Raw genomic sequence first — 17,302 nt, 5'->3', positions numbered from 1 at the left:
AAGGCGCTGTTGCAACGAGGCCAAGCGGCCCAACAATGGGAGACGAAAACATGCTGAACAGACGCAATCTACTTATGCTTGGCGCGGCCGCCGCCGCGCTGGCGCTTGCCGCGCCCGCCTCCGCCGAGGACAAGCCGTTCAACGGCGTTCAGATATCGGTGCTGCTCGAGGGCCATCCGACCACCGACGCCATCCAGAAGATGGTGCCCGAATTCAAGGACAAGACCGGCATCGATGTCGCCATCGAGGTCGTGCCGGAGCAGGACATAACCGCCAAGGAGCTGCTCGAGTTCTCCTCCAAGTCGGGCCGCTACGACGTCGTCCAGAACAACATCATCTACCTGCCGGGCTTCGTGAAGTCCGGCTACATAGTGCCGCTCGACGATTTCCTGGCCAAGCACAAGGAGAATTTCGACAAGACCGATTTCGTGCCCGGCTATTTCAACACCAATGTGCTGGACGGCAAGGTCTACGGGCTGCCGGTCTATGGCGAGAGCACCTTCGTCATGTACCGCAAGGACCTGTTCGAGCAATACGGGCTGGCCGCGCCCAAGTCCTTCGAGGACATTGAGAACGCGGCGAAGACCATCTCGGAAAAGACCAACAAGCAGATCGCCGGCATTACTATGCGCGGCCAGCAGGGCATCCAGGGCGTCTATGTCTGGGCGGCCTATCTGTGGGGCTTCGGCGGCTCCTTCTTCGATGCGAGCGGCAAGTCGGCACTGGCGACGCCTGAGGGCATTGCCGCGCTCGACGCTTTCACCAGGGTGTTGAAGAACTATGGCCCGGTCGGCGTCGCTAATTTCGGCTGGGAGGAGAACCGGCTGCTCTTTCAGCAGGGCAAGGCGGCAATCACGCTCGATGCGACCGTCAACGGCGCCTACAACGAAGATCCCGCCGTCTCGACGGTGGTCGGCAAGGTCGGCTATGTGCCGGTGCCGATGAAGTCGGCTTCGCCCAAGGGCGGCTCGTCCTCGCTCGCCGTGCATTCGATGTACGTCTCGGCCGAGTCGAAGAACCAGGAAGCGGCAGCGCTTTTCGCCGCCTGGGCGACCGCCAAGGAGCAGCAGCTGAAGTCGATGGAAACCGATCCCAACTCCGGCGTGACCTCGCTGTCGGCGCTCAACAGCGACAGCTTCGGCAGGCGCTACGGCGCCTTCAAAGAAGGCATGATCGCGGCCATCAACGCCGGTAATCCCCAGTATCTGCCCACAGTTGAGAAGGCGAACGAGATCATCAACAACACAGGGATCGCCGTCTCCAAGGCGCTCGCCGGAACCGCAAGTGCGGCCGACGCCTTGAAGGAAGCCGACGACGCCAACAACGCCGCACTCGCCCGCTAGGGCGAGAGGCGTGCCCTGCCGCGTGCGCTCCCTGTGCGCGGCAGGGTGAATTCTCAGGTTGATCCGATGAGACCCGTGGCCCCAGCGTCCGATCCGACAAGACATTTCTTCCAGCCGATCATCGTCTGCCTGACGGTGGCGTCGGTGGCGCTGACTCTGTTCGTCATCTGGATATCGCTACACGACCTTTCGCTGATGAGGGCGGGCCGGGAAAAATTCGTCGGCCTCGACAACTACATCCGCTTCCTCGGCGATCCGCGCGCCATGGCGGCACTGTGGCGCACCGTGCTCTTCACCGTGCTCGCGACGGTCATCGAGATCGCGCTCGGCCTTGCCGTAGTGCTCTTCCTCGACCGCGATTTCGCCATGAAACGGTTGGTGCGCACCCTGCTGCTCGTGCCAATCATCATGACGCCGGTGGTCGTCGGGCTCACCTGGCGGTTCCTTTTCGATCCCGCCACCGGCATGGCGAACTATCTCCTGTCGCTGGCAGGCATCTCCCAGGTCGACTGGTTGGGCAGCCCCCAGATAGCGCTGTTTTCGGTGCTGATCGCCGACATCTGGCAATGGACACCTTTCGTCATTCTCCTGGTGATGGCAGCGCTTGAATCGGCACCAACCGACCCGCTCAACGCCGCCCGGGTCGATGGTGCGCGCGAATGGCAGGTCACCTGGTATGTGCTTCTTCCCATGCTGCGCCGCGCACTCGCCATCGTCGCGCTGATCAGGGCGATCGACAGCATCAAGGCCTTCGACCTTTTCTACATCATGACGCGCGGCGGGCCGGCGCTGTCGACCGAGACGCTGAACTATTATGGCTATATCGCCGCCTTCACCAATTTCGATATCTCCTATGCCTTGGCCATCGCCATCATCCTGACGGTGTTCACCAATGTCGCGCTGCTGACCATGTACAGCGTGCTTTTCCCCAAGACGGGGGAGCGCTGATGGCCAGGCGCGCGCTGTTCTATCTCGGGCTGGCCCTGCTTCTGCTGGCGGTGCTGTTCCCCCTCTACTGGGTTGTCGTCACGTCCTACAAGACGACCCGCGATGCCTTCGCCATCCCGCCGGTTTGGCTGTTCAGTCCGACGCTGGACAATTACCGAACGGTCTTTGCCAATCGTGGTTTCCTGAGCGCCTTCGCCAATTCCTTCATCGTCTCGATCCTCTCCAGCGCGCTTGCTGTCGCCGTCGGCTCGGTGGCCGCCTACGGGTTGGCGCAGCAGCCGGCGGAGTTGCGCCGCGCTCGGGAGAAATTCATTCTCAGCCTGCGCATCGCGCCGGCGCTGCTCTTCGTCATTCCGATGTATTATCTGGCGACCCGCATCGGCGCGCTCAACAAGCACTGGCTGCTGATCGCCGCCTATGCCTTCGTCAACGTGCCTTTCGCCATCTCACTGCTCATCACCTTCTTCGATGACATTCCGAAGGAGTTGCGCGACGCCGCGCGCGTCGACGGCGCACGCGAGTTTTCGATCTTCTGGCACGTCTATCTGCCGGCGGCGCGGGGCGGCATTGTCGCGACGCTGATCCTGTGTGTGCTCTTCACCTGGAACGAGTTCTTCGTCGCATTGGTGCTCACTGGCCGCGACACCCAGACACTGCCGGTCTCGATCACCTCGTTCCTGACGTTCCAGGGCATCCAGTGGGGCGCGCTCACCGCGGCCGCCACGCTCATCATGCTGCCGATGATCGTGCTCGGCATCCTGGTGCAGGGGCAGGTCGTGCGCGGCATGACGCTCGGCAGCGTGAAAGGCTGAACTTCAGATGGCGCAACTCTCGATACGGTCGGTCTCGAAATCCTATGGCGCGGTCCAGGTGCTGGACGACGTTTCAGTCGAGGTGGAGGAGGGGTCCTTCGTCGTCCTGCTCGGCCCGTCCGGTTGCGGGAAATCGACGCTGCTGCATGCGGTGGCCGGCCTTAACCCGATCGATTCCGGCGCCATCGTCATCGGGGACCGCAATGTCACCAACCTGCCAGCGCGGGACCGCGATGTCGCAATGGTGTTCCAGTCCTACGCGCTCTACCCGACGATGACGGTAGCACAGAACATCGCCTTCCCGCTGAAGATGCGCGGCCTCGACCGCAGCACGTCTGATGAGAAGGTTGCCGGCGTCGCGCGCCTGCTCCAGATCGAGTCGCTGCTTTCTCGTCTCCCACGCGAGCTTTCCGGCGGCCAGCGGCAGCGCGTCGCCATTGGCCGGGCGCTGGTCCGCGACCCGCGGCTCTTTCTGTTCGACGAGCCACTCTCCAATCTGGATGCCGCGCTACGCACCGAGCTTCGCGCCGAGATCAAGCGCTTGCACCAGTCGATCCGCCGAACCATGGTCCATGTCACGCACGACCAGACCGAGGCGTTGACACTCGCCGACAAGATCGTCGTCTTGAAGGCGGGCCGCATCGAGCAGACCGGCACGCCGCTGTCGCTCTACGACGATCCGGACAATGCCTTCGTTGCCGGTTTCATCGGCACTCCGCGCATGAACTTTCTCAAGGCGACGGTGGTCGATGACGGCAAGGCGCTCACGGCCGGCGAGGCGAGGATGGACATCACGCATTTGAAAGCCCGGCTCGAGAACGGCCGCAACGTTACGCTCGGCATCCGGCCGGAACATCTCGATGAGGACGAAGGTGTGGTGCTTTCGCTCGCCGTCGACGTCACCGAGCGGCTGGGTTCGACCTCATATGTCCATGGCGCGCTGCCCTCTGGCGAAACGATCGTCGCAGAACGACGCGAGGATCAGCCGCGCTTCGGCGAGACTATCACACTACGCTTCCAACCCACGCGCACCTGCATCTTCGATGGGGACGGTAGTCGCATTCGCTGACGCCCGGCACGATTTGAGTTGATGGAAGTTGCGGAACATGTGACCGGCAGATGCGGCGGAACCAGAGGCCGATACTTGCGGTGGCACAGGACCGCTACATCGTGACGGCGGGCTTGATCCAGTCCCCGCAACCAATTTTATCATAAATCAATAACCGTCCCGGTCCAACCGGGACGGTTATTGCGTTTCGGGGAAGGCAATCGCCGATTCGACGTTCATTGCGCGGTTGTGGCCAGCAGCTAGTCGGCGCGATGGTCTGGTCGAGGATACGCACGTCGCGGACGTTGATGACGACCTCAGCCTCAGCAGCGCGCCGATGGCCTGCCGGTTGGTTGAGTTGGGGTATTGTCAGCCACCACGGCCCGATGTCGGAAAAAGGCAGCTATGCGTCCCGTATGGGCCATTCAGGCGAACTACCGAAAAGCAGATCTCTCTGGCACGGTCGATGAGGCGCGCTGCCCCCCAACCCTGCAGTTATCCGCTCCCTTGGCAGCGCGGCTGACGTCACTGTGCCGAAACGATTCGCCCGCTATGCGGACCTCGTACGCTCAGAATGCTCTATTCAAAGCTTCGGAGGCGGAGATTGGTCTGATGGAAATCGATCGGGCGCAGTTCGGAGCCTCGCAATGTCCTTGCCGTCCGTGGATGGTGCCGATCCTCCACGGTGAGTTTCATCGCCCGAGCCTTCCTGCAGCTTGACCAGCAGATAGCCTGGATAGCGGATGACCCCGTCGAACTCGCGAGAGACGGTCTCCACGAACTTCATGACGCGCGGGCTGCGGTGTCTTTGCGCCGGGTAGAGCGCATAGATGGATCGCTTCTCGGAGCGCCAGGCGGGCAAGACGGGCACCAGCGCGCCGGCCTCTACTTCGTACTCGACGAAGAAATCGGGCAGGTAGCTGATCGCTGATCCTATTGCCGTGAAGTATTTCGTCATCCAATAGTCGTTGACTTTGAACTTGCCGATCGGTTTGGCCTCGGCGAGGGTCTTGTCTTTGCGCAGCCGCCACCGTTCGACCACGCTGTTGCGCATGTAGACCACGCCGTTCAGCCGTTCGATGTCGGCGATTGTTTCCGGTGTTCCATGCCGAGCCAGAAAGTCGGGGCTGGCATACAGTCCGTAGGAGATGGCGCCCAGGGTTCGACGCATCAGGGCCGAGTTTGGCGGCTCGCCAACATAGATCATGCAGTCGAAATCGAAGTCACCCACGATAAGCTTGTCGTTTGGGATGATCTTCACGTCTATATCGATGTCGGGGTTATCGCGCAGGAGGAAGTGCGCCGCAGCGCCGATGATTGCCGTCCCAAATTCGGAACTGGCTATAACACGGACACTCCCGCTGATGGACGAGTGAGCACGCTGCGCAGCGCTGGCGGCGTTCTCGCAACTGTCGAAGATGGCCACGCAATTGTCGAGATACTCCCTCCCGGCGTCCGTAAGCTCCAGCCCTCGGCGCTTTCGCACGAACAATTGCACCTGAAGCGCATCCTCCAATCTCTGCAGGTGGTGGCTGAGCGTCGATTTGGGAATGCTATAAGTGTCCGCGGCACGGGATATGCTTCCGGCGCGGGCGACCTGAACGAAACAGCTTATGTCTTTCAGTTCGTAAGGCAGGTGGCTTTCCATGTTCAAAATTCCGAACGAAGGGTTCGATGACGCGCTCTTTTATGGATTGAAGCGCCCGCCTAATGTCATCAGTGAGGCTGAGAATCGAGGAGTGGGGAAGAGTGCTGCGGCGAGCGGTCGTTTGACAAGTAGCAATAACAGGTCTGCGGCCTGCTGTCCTCGTCCATTGCGCATGGCCCTGCAGCAATAACTGCGACAATAGCTCAACTGCTCTTGTGGATCCCAACCATGAAGGTTTGGGCAAAGGTCACGCACGAGCGCCATCGAGCCTGGCGCAGCGGCTTCTTGTTGCGCCAGCCAGTAGCATCAAATGTTATTGCGTTCTTGGTCGGATGCCGACAGGTGGCCCAAAGTAGCCAACATCACAAAATGCCGTTCCATCGGAACGTGAGCGTGTAAATAACGTTGGGTCCTCAAACCCACAAGGCGGATACATTTTAGGCAATGCTAACGCATGACCCGTACTGCCGGCCAAACTAGCATGGCTCCTTCGAAGCATGATCAAGATGCCGGTCCTCACTCAGTTGGTTTGGATTCGATCCTTTCTATGGCCGACGCTTCGACGATATCCACAGAGCGAGGGGCGGCGGCATATTCGGTGACGCCGTCCGGATCGCACACCTTGCCGGCCGGTCACCATGTCGTTTGTGTCGGCCTCGAATCCGCGCCGGGCACGTGCGCCGGACTGGGCGACAGCAAAGCCGAGCGCTATGACGCTCCTGCAGGCGACATCATTGTCAAGCCGGCGCATCTCGAAGCTCGCCTCTACCTGGCGAAGGCCCGGGAAAGCGCGATCATCGTCTATCCGGATGACAGCCTAAAAGAGCTTGCCCGGCAGCAATTCGGCTCGGGCCAAGCCGAACTAGGGCCCCCGCCTTTCGGTGCTGTGGATCACACGGCCTTGCGCATCGCGCAATTGCTCAAAGCTGAACTGACAAAGGAGCACGGCCCCAGCGAGTTCTACGTCGAGCGCCTCATTGCAATCCTGGGCGTGCATCTCCTTCAAGCCTATTCCGCGCGCGACGACGTCGTGCCCCAACCTTTCAAGGGCGGTCTTACGCGGAAAGCAACGCGCAGCCTTCAGGACTTCCTGAAGGTCAATCTTGCACAGAAGATCTCCGTCAACGAGCTTGCGGCGCTAGCGAACCTGTCGCCCCGTCAATTTACCCACGCATTCACCAAAACTTTCGGAAAATCGCCGCACCGCTATCTGCTCGATCTGCGGCTTGACCACGCTGCCGGAGTGCTCGCGGAGCAGCAATTGACAATAGCCGATGTGGCCTATCTCAGCGGGTTCTCCAGCCAGAGCCATTTGACTGCGGCGATGAAGAAATACCGAGGCACCACACCGACCCGGTTACGCTCCTCGTCCTGAAACGGGCCGCATCCCGTTAATCCTATATTAGCATTGTACAACAACAGCTTGTGCCTTTGGAGTAACACTTTCATTCAAGGACGCCCGGGCCGCGATATGGATCGCCGTTTTCTGCAAAATTTCGCTTTTTCTTGAAATACGCGGCAGCGTTTCCATGCCTTGTTTTCAATTTGTGCTCTGATTCATCGGAGCACAATGCATTACTGCTTGCTAATTTAGGGGGAATACATGGCTGGGTTGGCCTGCGGCGGGACGATCCACGACCAGAAGGCCGCCGACGACGGCGGCCACGACCCGAGGTCGAAAACCGGCGACCTACATCCCGGGCGCGCATCCTCCCAAGCGCGTCGGGGTTCCAGGGGACGGGCGGCGAAGCAAGCTGACAGGCCGATCTTCTCGCAGCTGCTGCGCGGCGGGCGCATGACCAAGTGGAAGGGCGAGGCGGCGAGCTTTGCGCCGAACCTTGCCCACATGATCGCATCTGTCTCTCGTCCGCGTAGCGCCGCTGTCCTGCTCGCGCTTCTCACGGGCCTGGCGGCCAACCAGGCGGGCGCCGCGGATCTCTACTGGGACGCCGACGGTTCGGGACTTCAGCTTGGCGGCACCGGAACCTGGAACACCGCGGCGCCGGCGCTCTGGAACACCACCGGCAATGCCACGGCGGGCCCGTTCGTCACCTGGAACAACGGCACCCCGGACAACGCCATCTTCGCCGGCACGGCGGGGACGGTCACGCTTGGTGCGCCGATCACGGCTGGCAGCCTTACGTTCAACGTCAGCGGCTATACCATTGCAGGCGGTACGCTGACACTCGGCGGCACGACGCCAACGATCACGGCAGCCGGGAACGCCACCATCAGTTCAATCGTCGCCGGTACGGCAGGGCTGACCAAGGCCGGTGGCGGCACTTTGACTTTGTCCGGCAACAACACGTTTTCGGGAAATGTAAATATCAACGCCGGCACCTTGAGCCTGACCGGCACAAACACCTTCACCGGTGCAATCAACGTCAACACGGGCATTCTGTCTGTCAGCTCGAACGCCGCGCTGGGCAACGCAACCAACGTCGTAAACTTGTCCGCGGGAACGACTTTAAGTGCCAGTGGTTCGCTGAGTGGGCGAACCGTCAGCCTCACGGGCCAAGGCACCGTGCAGGTAGCAGGCGCCGGATCCGCCCACTACACCGGAAGCGGCGGGTTGAACGTCACCGCTGTCGGCAGCACCGGCTCGATCACTCTGAGCGACAACACGAACGACTTTGCCGGTCCGGTGAATTTTTTTGTGAACAGCGCGGCTGCGGCCTCGTTCACCTCGATAGGCAATATCGGCGAGGCCAGCGCCCTGGGCGCCGGGGACACGATCAGCTTGTCGGCCAACTCAGGTGTGTCGGGGCTCTATTATACCGGAACCGGGAATACATCCAACCGGAACTGGCAGATCAACACCGGTATCGGCGCACCGACCGCTCTTATCCAGAACTCCGGCAGCGGCCTCCTGAAGCTGACTGGCAATGTTTCGGTCACGGGGGGCACGGCTGTCGCATTTTCGGCGGCCAACGCCGATTTGCAGCTGTTGGGCGTTCTCAGCAGCTCAACGGCCAACCCGTTCAGGTTCATCGCCGGCGCCAGCGGCGCCATCACGCTCGGGGATGCCAATAGCTTTACCGGATCGGCTTCGATCGAAAGCGGTGTCGTGAAGGTCGGCACGCTCGCCAATGGCGGGGTGAACAGCTCTCTCGGCGCGGGCACGAGCATAGCGTTCACCAGTGGAACCCTCAGCTACACCGGCGCCGGCGCAAGCAGCAACCGTGCATTGTCGGTCAGCGGCGCGAGCACTGTCAGCAACGATGGTTCAGGAGCGCTGACGCTCAGCGGCACCACCACGCTCAATGCCGGCTCAACACTGACTTTCGGCGGCAGCTATGCCGGCGCAGACAACGCCTTATCCGGCGTGATCTCCGGAACGGGCACCCTCGCCAGCTCTGGCGCGGCCACCTGGGTGCTTACAGGCGCGAACACGCGCACGGGCGCCATCACCGTGAACGGTGGCACGCTGCGCGCCGGCAGCGCCTCGGCCTTCGGCACCGTGACCAATGTCACGGTCAACGGCGGCATACTGGACCTCAATGGCAACAATCTTGCGCCCACCTCGCTAAACGGCACGGGCGGCGCCGTCGCGATGGGGAGCGGCAACCTTACCCTCAATCTGGGCACCGGGGTCACCAACACCTATGGTGGCAGCATCACCGGCACCGGCGGCAGTCTGACCAAGCTCGGCGCAGGCACGCTGACGTTGACGGGCGCCAGCACCTATACGGGCGCAACGACGATCGGCGGCGGCACGCTGGCGCTCGACTTCTCGCCGGCCGGAGGGCCGACCAGCGGCATTATCTCTGGCTCGTCGCCGCTCGTCATGAATGGCGGAACGTTGACCGTCAAGGGTGCCGCAGGCGAGACGAATCTGCAGAGCTTCGGCGGCCTCACGATCACCACGGGCAACAACACGGTGAGCGCCACCTCCGGCGCCGGCGGCAGCACCACCGTCAGTCTTGGCGCCATCACCCGCACCGGCGGCCTCGCCAATTTCGTTCTGCCCACCGCCGGCGCGATTGCGACCAGCAATGCCGACGGCGCGCTCGGCGGCTGGGCGACGGTCAACGGCTCGGATTATGCCAAGGTGGTGGGCGGCAATATCGTTGCCTTTACCGCGGCCGATTACGTCAACCAGGACAATGCCAGCCTATGGCAGGCCAACCAGATCCTGAGCGACGCCGGCGGAGCGGCGAACACGCCCTTCTTCAACACGGTCGGCGCCAGCATCCAGATCGGCGGGCTGCAATATACCGCGGCCGCAAACTCGACGGTGACCGTAGCGAGCGGCCAAACCCTCGGCGTTGACGGCACCATCATCGTCGCACCCTCAGTGGGCGCGGCGAACCAGACGATCACCGGCGGTTCGATGACGGGCACGCTGGGCGGCGGCGTGCTGGGCGTCCAGCAGAACGGCACCGGCACCTTCACCATCGCCTCGACCATTGTCGACAACACCGGCATCGTCGGCTTCAGCAAGGCCGGGACGGGCAAGGTGGTGCTGTCCGGCAGCAATACCTACACTGGCGCCACGACCGTGAGCCAGGGGACGCTCTCGATCAATTCGGTCGCCAATGGCGGTGTCGCCAGCGCCATCGGTGCTTCGACCTCCGCTTCATCGAACCTGATGATCCAAGGCGCCACGCTCGAATATACCGGGCCGAGCGCCTCCACCGACCGCGGCTTCACCCTGGCCCGCTCGGGCGCCACCACCTCGGGCACGATCAACGTGACGAATGCCGCCGCCAACCTGTCCTTCTCCGGGCAGGTGGTGAGCCCCGACGGTGCCAATTTCATCAAAGACGGCGCCGGCACGCTGACGCTTGCCGGGGGCAACAACAACTATACCGGCACCACCACTGTCAACGGCGGCACGCTTGCGGTGACCACGCTCGCCAATGGAGGCATCAACAGCTCCATTGGCGCTTCCAGCAATGCCTCGACCAGCCTGGTCCTGCAGAATGGTGGCAAGCTGGGCTATATCGGCGCAACCGCCAGCACCAACCGCGGCTTCACACTCGGTGCGGGCGGCGGCGGCATTGACGTGATCGGCGGCACTGCGCTGACGATGAGCGGCACGGCGGCCGGCGCGGGAAGCCTCACCAAGACCGGCGCCGGAAGCTTGGTGCTGTCGGGCACGAACACCTACACCGGTGGCACCACCGTCAACGCCGGCATCCTGCGGGCAGGGTCTGCTCAAGCCTTTGGCGGCGACGCTGCCGGCGCGGGCGCTGGCGCTATGACCGTGGCTAGCGGCGCGACAGTGGACCTCGCCGGCAACAGTGTCTTCGTCGGTGGGCTCAATGGCGGTGGCAATGTCACGCTGGGCTCGGGCACCCTCAAGATCAATAGCAACGGCAACTTCACGGGCGTGATTGGCGGCACGGGCGGGGTCACCCTCGCGGCCGGCACCCAAACCTTCAGCGGCTGCGGCAACACCTATTCCGGGGCCACCACGCTGACTGGCAACAGCACCCTCAACGTCGGCTGCCTGGCCAATGGCGGCGAGCTCAGTGACATTGGCATGTCCGGCAGTGCGTCGACCAATCTCGTTTTTAGCAACGGCGCATTGAACTATACCGGCGGGACGGTCGCGACGAATCGCGGCTTCACGCTCCAGGGAGGAACGGGCGCTATCGGTGTGGCGAACGCGGCCACCACGCTGACCTTCAGCGGGCAGGCCACAGGTCTCGGTGCGCTCCGTAAGGACGGACCCGGCACGCTGATATTGTCCGGGACCAACAATTACAGCGGTGGAACGACGATTACCGGCGGCATCTTGCGGGCCGGTTCGACAAGCGCCTTCGGCACGGGCGCCGTGACGGTGAACAGTGGCGCGACACTTGATCTCGCCGACAACAACAACACAGTGGGCGGGCTCAACGGGGGCGGCAGCGTGGCTCTCGGAACGGCCACGCTTACCCTTAGCAGTGGCTTCAATTTCAGTGGAGCGATCACGGGTACTGGTGGCCTCACGAAAAGCGTCTCCGGCACGCAGACGCTCTCCGGCTGCAGCAGCACCTACGATAGCGTCACCACGATCACCGGCGGCACGCTTGCCGTGAGCTGTCTCGCCAATGGCGGGTTCGCAAGCTCGATAGGCGATTCCAGCGCCGCGGCAACCAACCTGGTGCTTAACGGCGGCACGCTGCAATATATCGGCGCCGCCGGCAGCACGGATCGCCAGTTCACGCTCGGAACGAGCGGCGGCACTCTCGATGCCTCCGGCTCGGGCGCGATCAATTTCACCAGCACGGCGGTAACACTGTCGGGAACGGGCAACCGCACGCTCACGCTCGCCGGCAGCAACACGGCCAACAACTCGCTTTCAGCGCGCATCGACGATCCCTCCGTGGGCGCCACGTCGCTGACGAAGTCCGGTGCCGGCACGTGGGTCTTGAACAACACGACCAGCACCTATACCGGCGTCACCACGATCAGCGGCGGGGTGCTTGCGGTAAGCAAGCTCGCCGACGGCGATCAGGCGAGCTCGATCGGAAAGTCAACCAATGCCGCGACGAATTTGGTGATCGGCAGTGGCTCGACGTTGCGCTATACGGGCGCGGGTGACGAGACGGATCGCCTGTTCACATTGCAGACCGGCATCAGCTTCATCGAATCCTCGGGCACCGGCGCGATCGTCTTCAAGAACACCGGTTCGGCCGCCTATACCGGCAGCGGAAACCGCACGCTGGCGCTGGGCGGCACCAATACCGGGCTCAACACGATGGGCGGCACCATCATCGATGGCCCCGGCGGCACGACCACGCTCGCCAAGAACGACAGCGGCACCTGGGTGCTCACCGGCAACAACACCTTCACCGGCAACACGGTCATCAATGACGGCAACCTGATCATCGGCAATGGCGGCACCAGCGGCAATGCCGGCGCCGGCAACGTCATCGTCGCCAATGCGACCTCCACGCTTTCCTTCAACCGCTCCGACACCTTCAGCTTCACGGGCACGCTGAGCGGTTCCGGCAACATCGCCCAGATCGGCACCGGCACGACGATCCTCACCTCGGCAACCAACGCGATCGGCGGCAACACGCGCATCGACGCCGGCACGCTGCAGGTGAATGGCGGCCTCACGAGCGCCGGGGGGATCACGATCAACGCTGGCACGCTGCAGAGCAACGGAGGGGGCGCCTCCATAACCACGCCGACGATCACGATGAACTCAGGCTCGAAGCTCAACGTCGGCGGCGGCACGGTCCAGGCCGCCGGCGGCACGCAGACGTTGTTCACGGGCGGGACCGGCGGCGCCACGATCAACATCACTGGCGGCGCGTTGCTCGGCAACGGCACGCTTGGCGGAGGCGGCAACAGCCTCAATCTTACCGCCGGTTCGCTGAATACCGGCGCAGCCGCATTGAATCTTGGCAGCGGCAACGACACTTTCCTGTTGAGCGGTCTTGCGACGATCGCCGGAGTCGGCGTGGACGGCGGTAGCGGCTCCGACACGCTGCAGGTGACCACCACCCTCAGCCGCACGCTCGACGGCGCTCAGATCACCGGTTTCGAAAGCCTGAACAAGCAAGGCGCAGCCACGCTGACGCTGACCGGCAATCACAGCTACAGCGCCGGCACGACGATCGCCGCCGGCACGCTGCAGATCGGCAATGGCGCTGTCGCCGGCGCGCTGACGACGCCGAACGTGACCAACAACGGCACGCTCGCCTTCAACCTGAACAATAACTACACCTTCGGTAGCGCCATCTCCGGCACCGGCGCGGTCAACAAGCTCGGCACCGGAACCACCACGCTCACCGGAACCAATACTTATACCGGCGCGACGAACGTCAATGCCGGCACGCTGCTCATCGACGGCAATCAATCCGGCGCCACAGGACCGACGACGGTCGCGAACGGGGCGACGCTGGGCGGCACCGGCACGATCGGCGGCAGCGTCACCGTCGTCGACGGCGCCACGCTAAGCCCGGGCGGGGCCGGCAACGCTCCAGGCACGCTGAGCATCAACGGCAACCTCGCGCTGGGGAACTCCAACCTCAACGTCAACTTCGGCCAGGCGGATGTCGTCGGCGGTCCGCTCAACGACCTGATCAATGTCGGCGGCAACCTCACCCTCGACGGCACGCTCAACGTGACGCAGAGCCCTGGCGGCAATTTCGGACCCGGCACCTATCGCATCATCAGCTACAACGGCTCGTTGACCGACAATGGGCTCAATGTCACGGACCCGAACTATTTCGTGCAGACTTCCGTGGCCAACCAGGTCAACCTCGTCAACTCGGCGGGGCTGCAGCTCAGCTACTGGGATGGCGATGCCGGCCCCCATTCCAACAGCATCGTCAATGGCGGCAATGGCACCTGGCGGGCCGCCGGCGACCAGAACTGGACCGATGCCAGCGGCAACTTCGCCGCGCCCTTCGCTAACGCCAGCTTCGCCATCTTCCAGGGTGCTGCCGGCACGGTGACGGTCGACAACACGAATGGCCAGGTGCGGGCCTCGGGCATGCAGTTCGCCACCGACGGCTACCTCGTCCAGGGCGGCGACATCGGCTTGGTCGGCCCGCAATCGATCATACGCGTCGGCGATGGGTCGGCGTCGGGTTCCGGATATGTCGCGACCATCGCCTCCAAACTGACGGGCGCGACCCAGCTGGTGAAGACCGACCTGGGCACGCTGGTGCTGTCGGGCGCCAACAGCTACAGCGGCGGCACGGCGATCTATGGCGGCACGCTGCAGGTTTCGACTGACGGCAATCTCGGCGATGCTTCCGGAGGGCTTTCGCTCGATGGCGGCACGCTGCACACGACGGCCGATATCGTTTCCGGGCGCGCCGTGACGCTCAATGTCGGTGGCGGCACCTTCGACACCGATGGGGCGACCAGCTTGGCATTGGACGGCACCGTGAGCGGCACCGGCGCGCTGACCAAGGACGGCGCCGGCACGCTGGTTCTCAGCGGCGCCAACAGCTACCAGGGTGGCACCGTCATCAATGGCGGCACGGTGCAGATCACCGCCGATGCCAATCTCGGCAACGCTGCCGGCAAGGTCACCTTTGATGGCGGCACGCTCTTCCAGCAAGGTGCAGCCAGCATCGTCGCCAGCCGCAACGCGACGCTTCTGGTGGGCGGAGGAACGTTCCAGGTCGACAGCACTGTGCAGTGGGAAGGCGCGGTCGACGGGGCAGGGGCGCTCACCAAGACGGGAACCGGCGCGCTGATCCTCGGCGCCGACAACACCTATGCCGGCGGCACGACTGTTGCGAGCGGCCTCCTGATGCTGGGCACCGGCGGCACGACCGGGTCGATCCTCGGCGATGTGGTCGACAACGGTACGCTCAGCTTCAACCGCTCCAATCTCTATGCTTTTGGCGGCACGATCTCCGGCAGCGGCGGCGTCACCCAGGACGGAACTGGCAACACCGTGCTCACGGCCGACAATAGCTACGCCGGCAACACGCTGATTGTCGGCGGTGGCGGGCTCTACATCGATGGCGACCAGAGCGCCGGGACTGGGTTGACCAACGTCAATTTCGGCACGCTGGGCGGCAACGGCACCATCGGCGGCGATGTCTTCGTCGACGTTGCGGGCCGACTGGCACCCGGTGGCCCGGGCTCAACGCCCGGCACCCTTACCATCAACGGCAAGCTCGAACTGGCTGACGGCTCGAACCTCGACTATTCGTTCGGCCAGGCTGGCGTCGTCGGTGGCGCCTATAACGACCTCACGGTCGTGCACGGCAATCTGACGCTCGACGGCACGATCAACGTGACGGAGGCGCCCGGCGGCAATTTCGGCCCGGGCATCTATCGCGTCATCAGCTATGACGGCGCTCTGACTGACAACGGGCTTGATACCACGTCGAGCGATCACGTCGTGCAGACCTCCGTTGCAGGTCAGGTGAACCTGGTCGATATCAGCGCGATGACGCTCAACTTCTGGGACGGCGATGCCGGGCCGAAGGCCAATGATGGCATTGACGGCGGCAATGGCACCTGGCGGGCGGCCGGCGACGACAACTGGACCGGCTCCGACGGCGACATAAACGCCGCCTTCTCGAACGGCAGCTTCGCAATTTTCGCAGGTAGCGCTGGCACGGTGACGGTCGACAACACCAATGGCCAGGTGCAGGCCGCGGGCATGCAGTTCGCTACCGACGGCTACTTGGTCCAAGGACAGGACATCGAGCTGGTTGGATCGCAGGCGACGATCCGCGTCGGCGACGGCACCCTGCCGAGCGCGGGCTACACGGCAACGATCGCCGCGACCCTCACCGGCGCCAGCCAGCTGGTGAAGACCGACCTCGGAACTCTGGTGCTTGGCGGCACGAACAACTACACCGGCGGCACCGCCATTCATGGCGGCACGCTACAGGTCTCGGCCGATGCCAATCTCGGCGACGCGGCGGGAGCGCTGTCGTTCGACAATGGCGCGACGCTGCAAAACACTGCCGCGTTCGGCTCGGCGCGCGACGTCACCCTCAACACGGGCGGCGGCACGTTCCAGACAGACGCCGCTCTCACGCTGTCCGGTCCGATCAGCGGCGCGGGCCGCTTCACCAAGACGGGCGGCGCGGCGCTGACGCTGACCGGTACCAATGCCTATGCCGGGCCGACTACCGTTGCGGCAGGCGGGCTCTATGTCGATGGCGACAACAGCCTGGCCACAGGGCTTACCTCGGTCGGGATCGGCGCCACGCTTGGCGGCAAGGGCACGATCGGCGGCAATGTCACGGTGGCCGACGGCGCGACGCTGTCGCCAGGATCTGCCGACGGCACGCCGGGCACGCTGGCCATCGCCGGCGATCTGACGCTCGCCGGCGGCTCGATCCTCAACTACAGCTTTGGCCGGGCGAATGTCGCTGGAGGAGCTCTCAACGATCTGACCACCGTCGGCGGCAATCTCGTTCTCGACGGCACGCTCAACGTGACTGTCTCGCCAGGCGGCACCTTCAGCCCCGGTATCTACCGCGTGTTCGATTACAGCGGGACCTTGACCAACAACGGCCTGTCCGTCGGCTCCATCCCGTCCTCGAACTATTTCGTGCAAACCTCCGTCGATCATCAGGTCAATCTGGTCAATGCAAACGGGCTGAACCTGAACTATTGGGACGGCGATGCCGGTCCGAAGTTCGACGGCACCATCAACGGCGGCAACGGCACCTGGCAAAGCTCCTCGGGCAACGACAACTGGACTGAAGACACCGGCTCGATCAACGCGGGCTATTCCGACGGCGCCTTCGCCATCTTCGCCGGGCAGGCCGGCACGGTGACGGTGGACAACGGGCTCGGCCAGGTAACGGCGGCCGGCATGCAGTTCTCGACCGACGGTTATGTCATCCAGGGCGGCGACATCGGTCTCCTCGGGCCGCAGTCGACGATCCGGGTCGGTGACGGCAGCAGCGCGGGCACAGGCTACACGGCCACGATCGCTTCGGCGTTCACCGGCAGTGCCCAGCTGGTGAAGACGGATGCCGGAACGCTGGTGCTGGCCGGCACCAATAGCTACACCGGCGGCACCGCGATCAATGGCGGCACGCTGCGGATCTCGGCCGATGCCAACCTCGGC

The 17,302-nt window shown here is 63.5% G+C and carries 7 protein-coding genes; 6 read left to right on the top strand and 1 reads right to left on the bottom strand.

Going from position 1 to position 17,302, the window contains the following annotated elements; all coding sequences use genetic code 11:
* The first annotated feature begins 50 nt into the window (after window positions 1-50).
* The 4 genes from LB552_RS00035 (at window position 51) to LB552_RS00020 (ending at window position 4,172) form a co-directional block, all read left to right on the top strand.
* A complete protein-coding gene (locus tag LB552_RS00035) occupies window positions 51-1,343 on the top strand; it encodes an ABC transporter substrate-binding protein (RefSeq protein WP_224601146.1) in 1,293 nt (430 codons plus the stop codon).
* 66 nt (window positions 1,344-1,409) lie between these two features.
* On the top strand, window positions 1,410-2,291 hold the full coding sequence (locus tag LB552_RS00030; protein ID WP_224601144.1) for a carbohydrate ABC transporter permease: 882 nt from the start codon (window positions 1,410-1,412) through the stop codon (window positions 2,289-2,291).
* A complete protein-coding gene (locus LB552_RS00025; RefSeq protein WP_224601142.1) occupies window positions 2,291-3,103 on the top strand; it encodes a carbohydrate ABC transporter permease in 813 nt (270 codons plus the stop codon). Before LB552_RS00030 ends, LB552_RS00025 begins: the two co-directional genes overlap by 1 nt.
* A 7-nt stretch (window positions 3,104-3,110) precedes the next feature.
* Entirely contained in the window at window positions 3,111-4,172 is a 1,062-nt protein-coding gene (locus tag LB552_RS00020; protein WP_224601140.1) for an ABC transporter ATP-binding protein, read from the top strand.
* A gap of 562 nt (window positions 4,173-4,734) precedes the next feature.
* Here LB552_RS00020 and LB552_RS00015 read toward each other — a convergent pair.
* Window positions 4,735-5,799 carry a LysR family transcriptional regulator gene (locus LB552_RS00015; RefSeq protein WP_224601138.1) on the bottom strand — a complete coding sequence of 355 codons (1,065 nt, stop codon included), beginning with the start codon at window positions 5,797-5,799 and terminating at the stop codon, window positions 4,735-4,737.
* A 454-nt stretch (window positions 5,800-6,253) separates the two neighbouring features.
* Between LB552_RS00015 and LB552_RS00010 the strand changes: the two genes are divergently transcribed.
* A complete protein-coding gene (locus tag LB552_RS00010) occupies window positions 6,254-7,174 on the top strand; it encodes a helix-turn-helix transcriptional regulator (protein ID WP_224601136.1) in 921 nt (306 codons plus the stop codon).
* A 228-nt stretch (window positions 7,175-7,402) separates the two neighbouring features.
* Window positions 7,403-17,302 (top strand): autotransporter-associated beta strand repeat-containing protein (locus tag LB552_RS00005; protein WP_224601134.1); only part of this gene is annotated, 9,900 nt, incomplete at its 3' end.

The sequence above is a fragment of the Mesorhizobium sp. CA7 genome, from assembly GCF_020165015.1.
Taxonomy (GTDB): Bacteria; Pseudomonadota; Alphaproteobacteria; order Rhizobiales; family Rhizobiaceae; genus Mesorhizobium.
This window is presented reverse-complemented; position numbering and strand designations above follow the sequence as displayed.

What these genes read in the sequence shown, in the direction of transcription:
- LB552_RS00020 (WP_224601140.1), top strand. Translation starts at nt 3,111, where the DNA reads ATGGCGCAACTCTCGATACGGTCGGTCTCGAAATCCTATGGCGCGGTC.
- LB552_RS00035 (WP_224601146.1), top strand. Translation starts at nt 51, where the DNA reads ATGCTGAACAGACGCAATCTACTTATGCTTGGCGCGGCCGCCGCCGCG.
- LB552_RS00010 (WP_224601136.1), top strand. Translation starts at nt 6,254, where the DNA reads ATGACCCGTACTGCCGGCCAAACTAGCATGGCTCCTTCGAAGCATGAT.
- LB552_RS00025 (WP_224601142.1), top strand. Translation starts at nt 2,291, where the DNA reads ATGGCCAGGCGCGCGCTGTTCTATCTCGGGCTGGCCCTGCTTCTGCTG.
- LB552_RS00030 (WP_224601144.1), top strand. Translation starts at nt 1,410, where the DNA reads ATGAGACCCGTGGCCCCAGCGTCCGATCCGACAAGACATTTCTTCCAG.
- LB552_RS00015 (WP_224601138.1), bottom strand. Translation starts at nt 5,799, where the DNA reads ATGGAAAGCCACCTGCCTTACGAACTGAAAGACATAAGCTGTTTCGTT.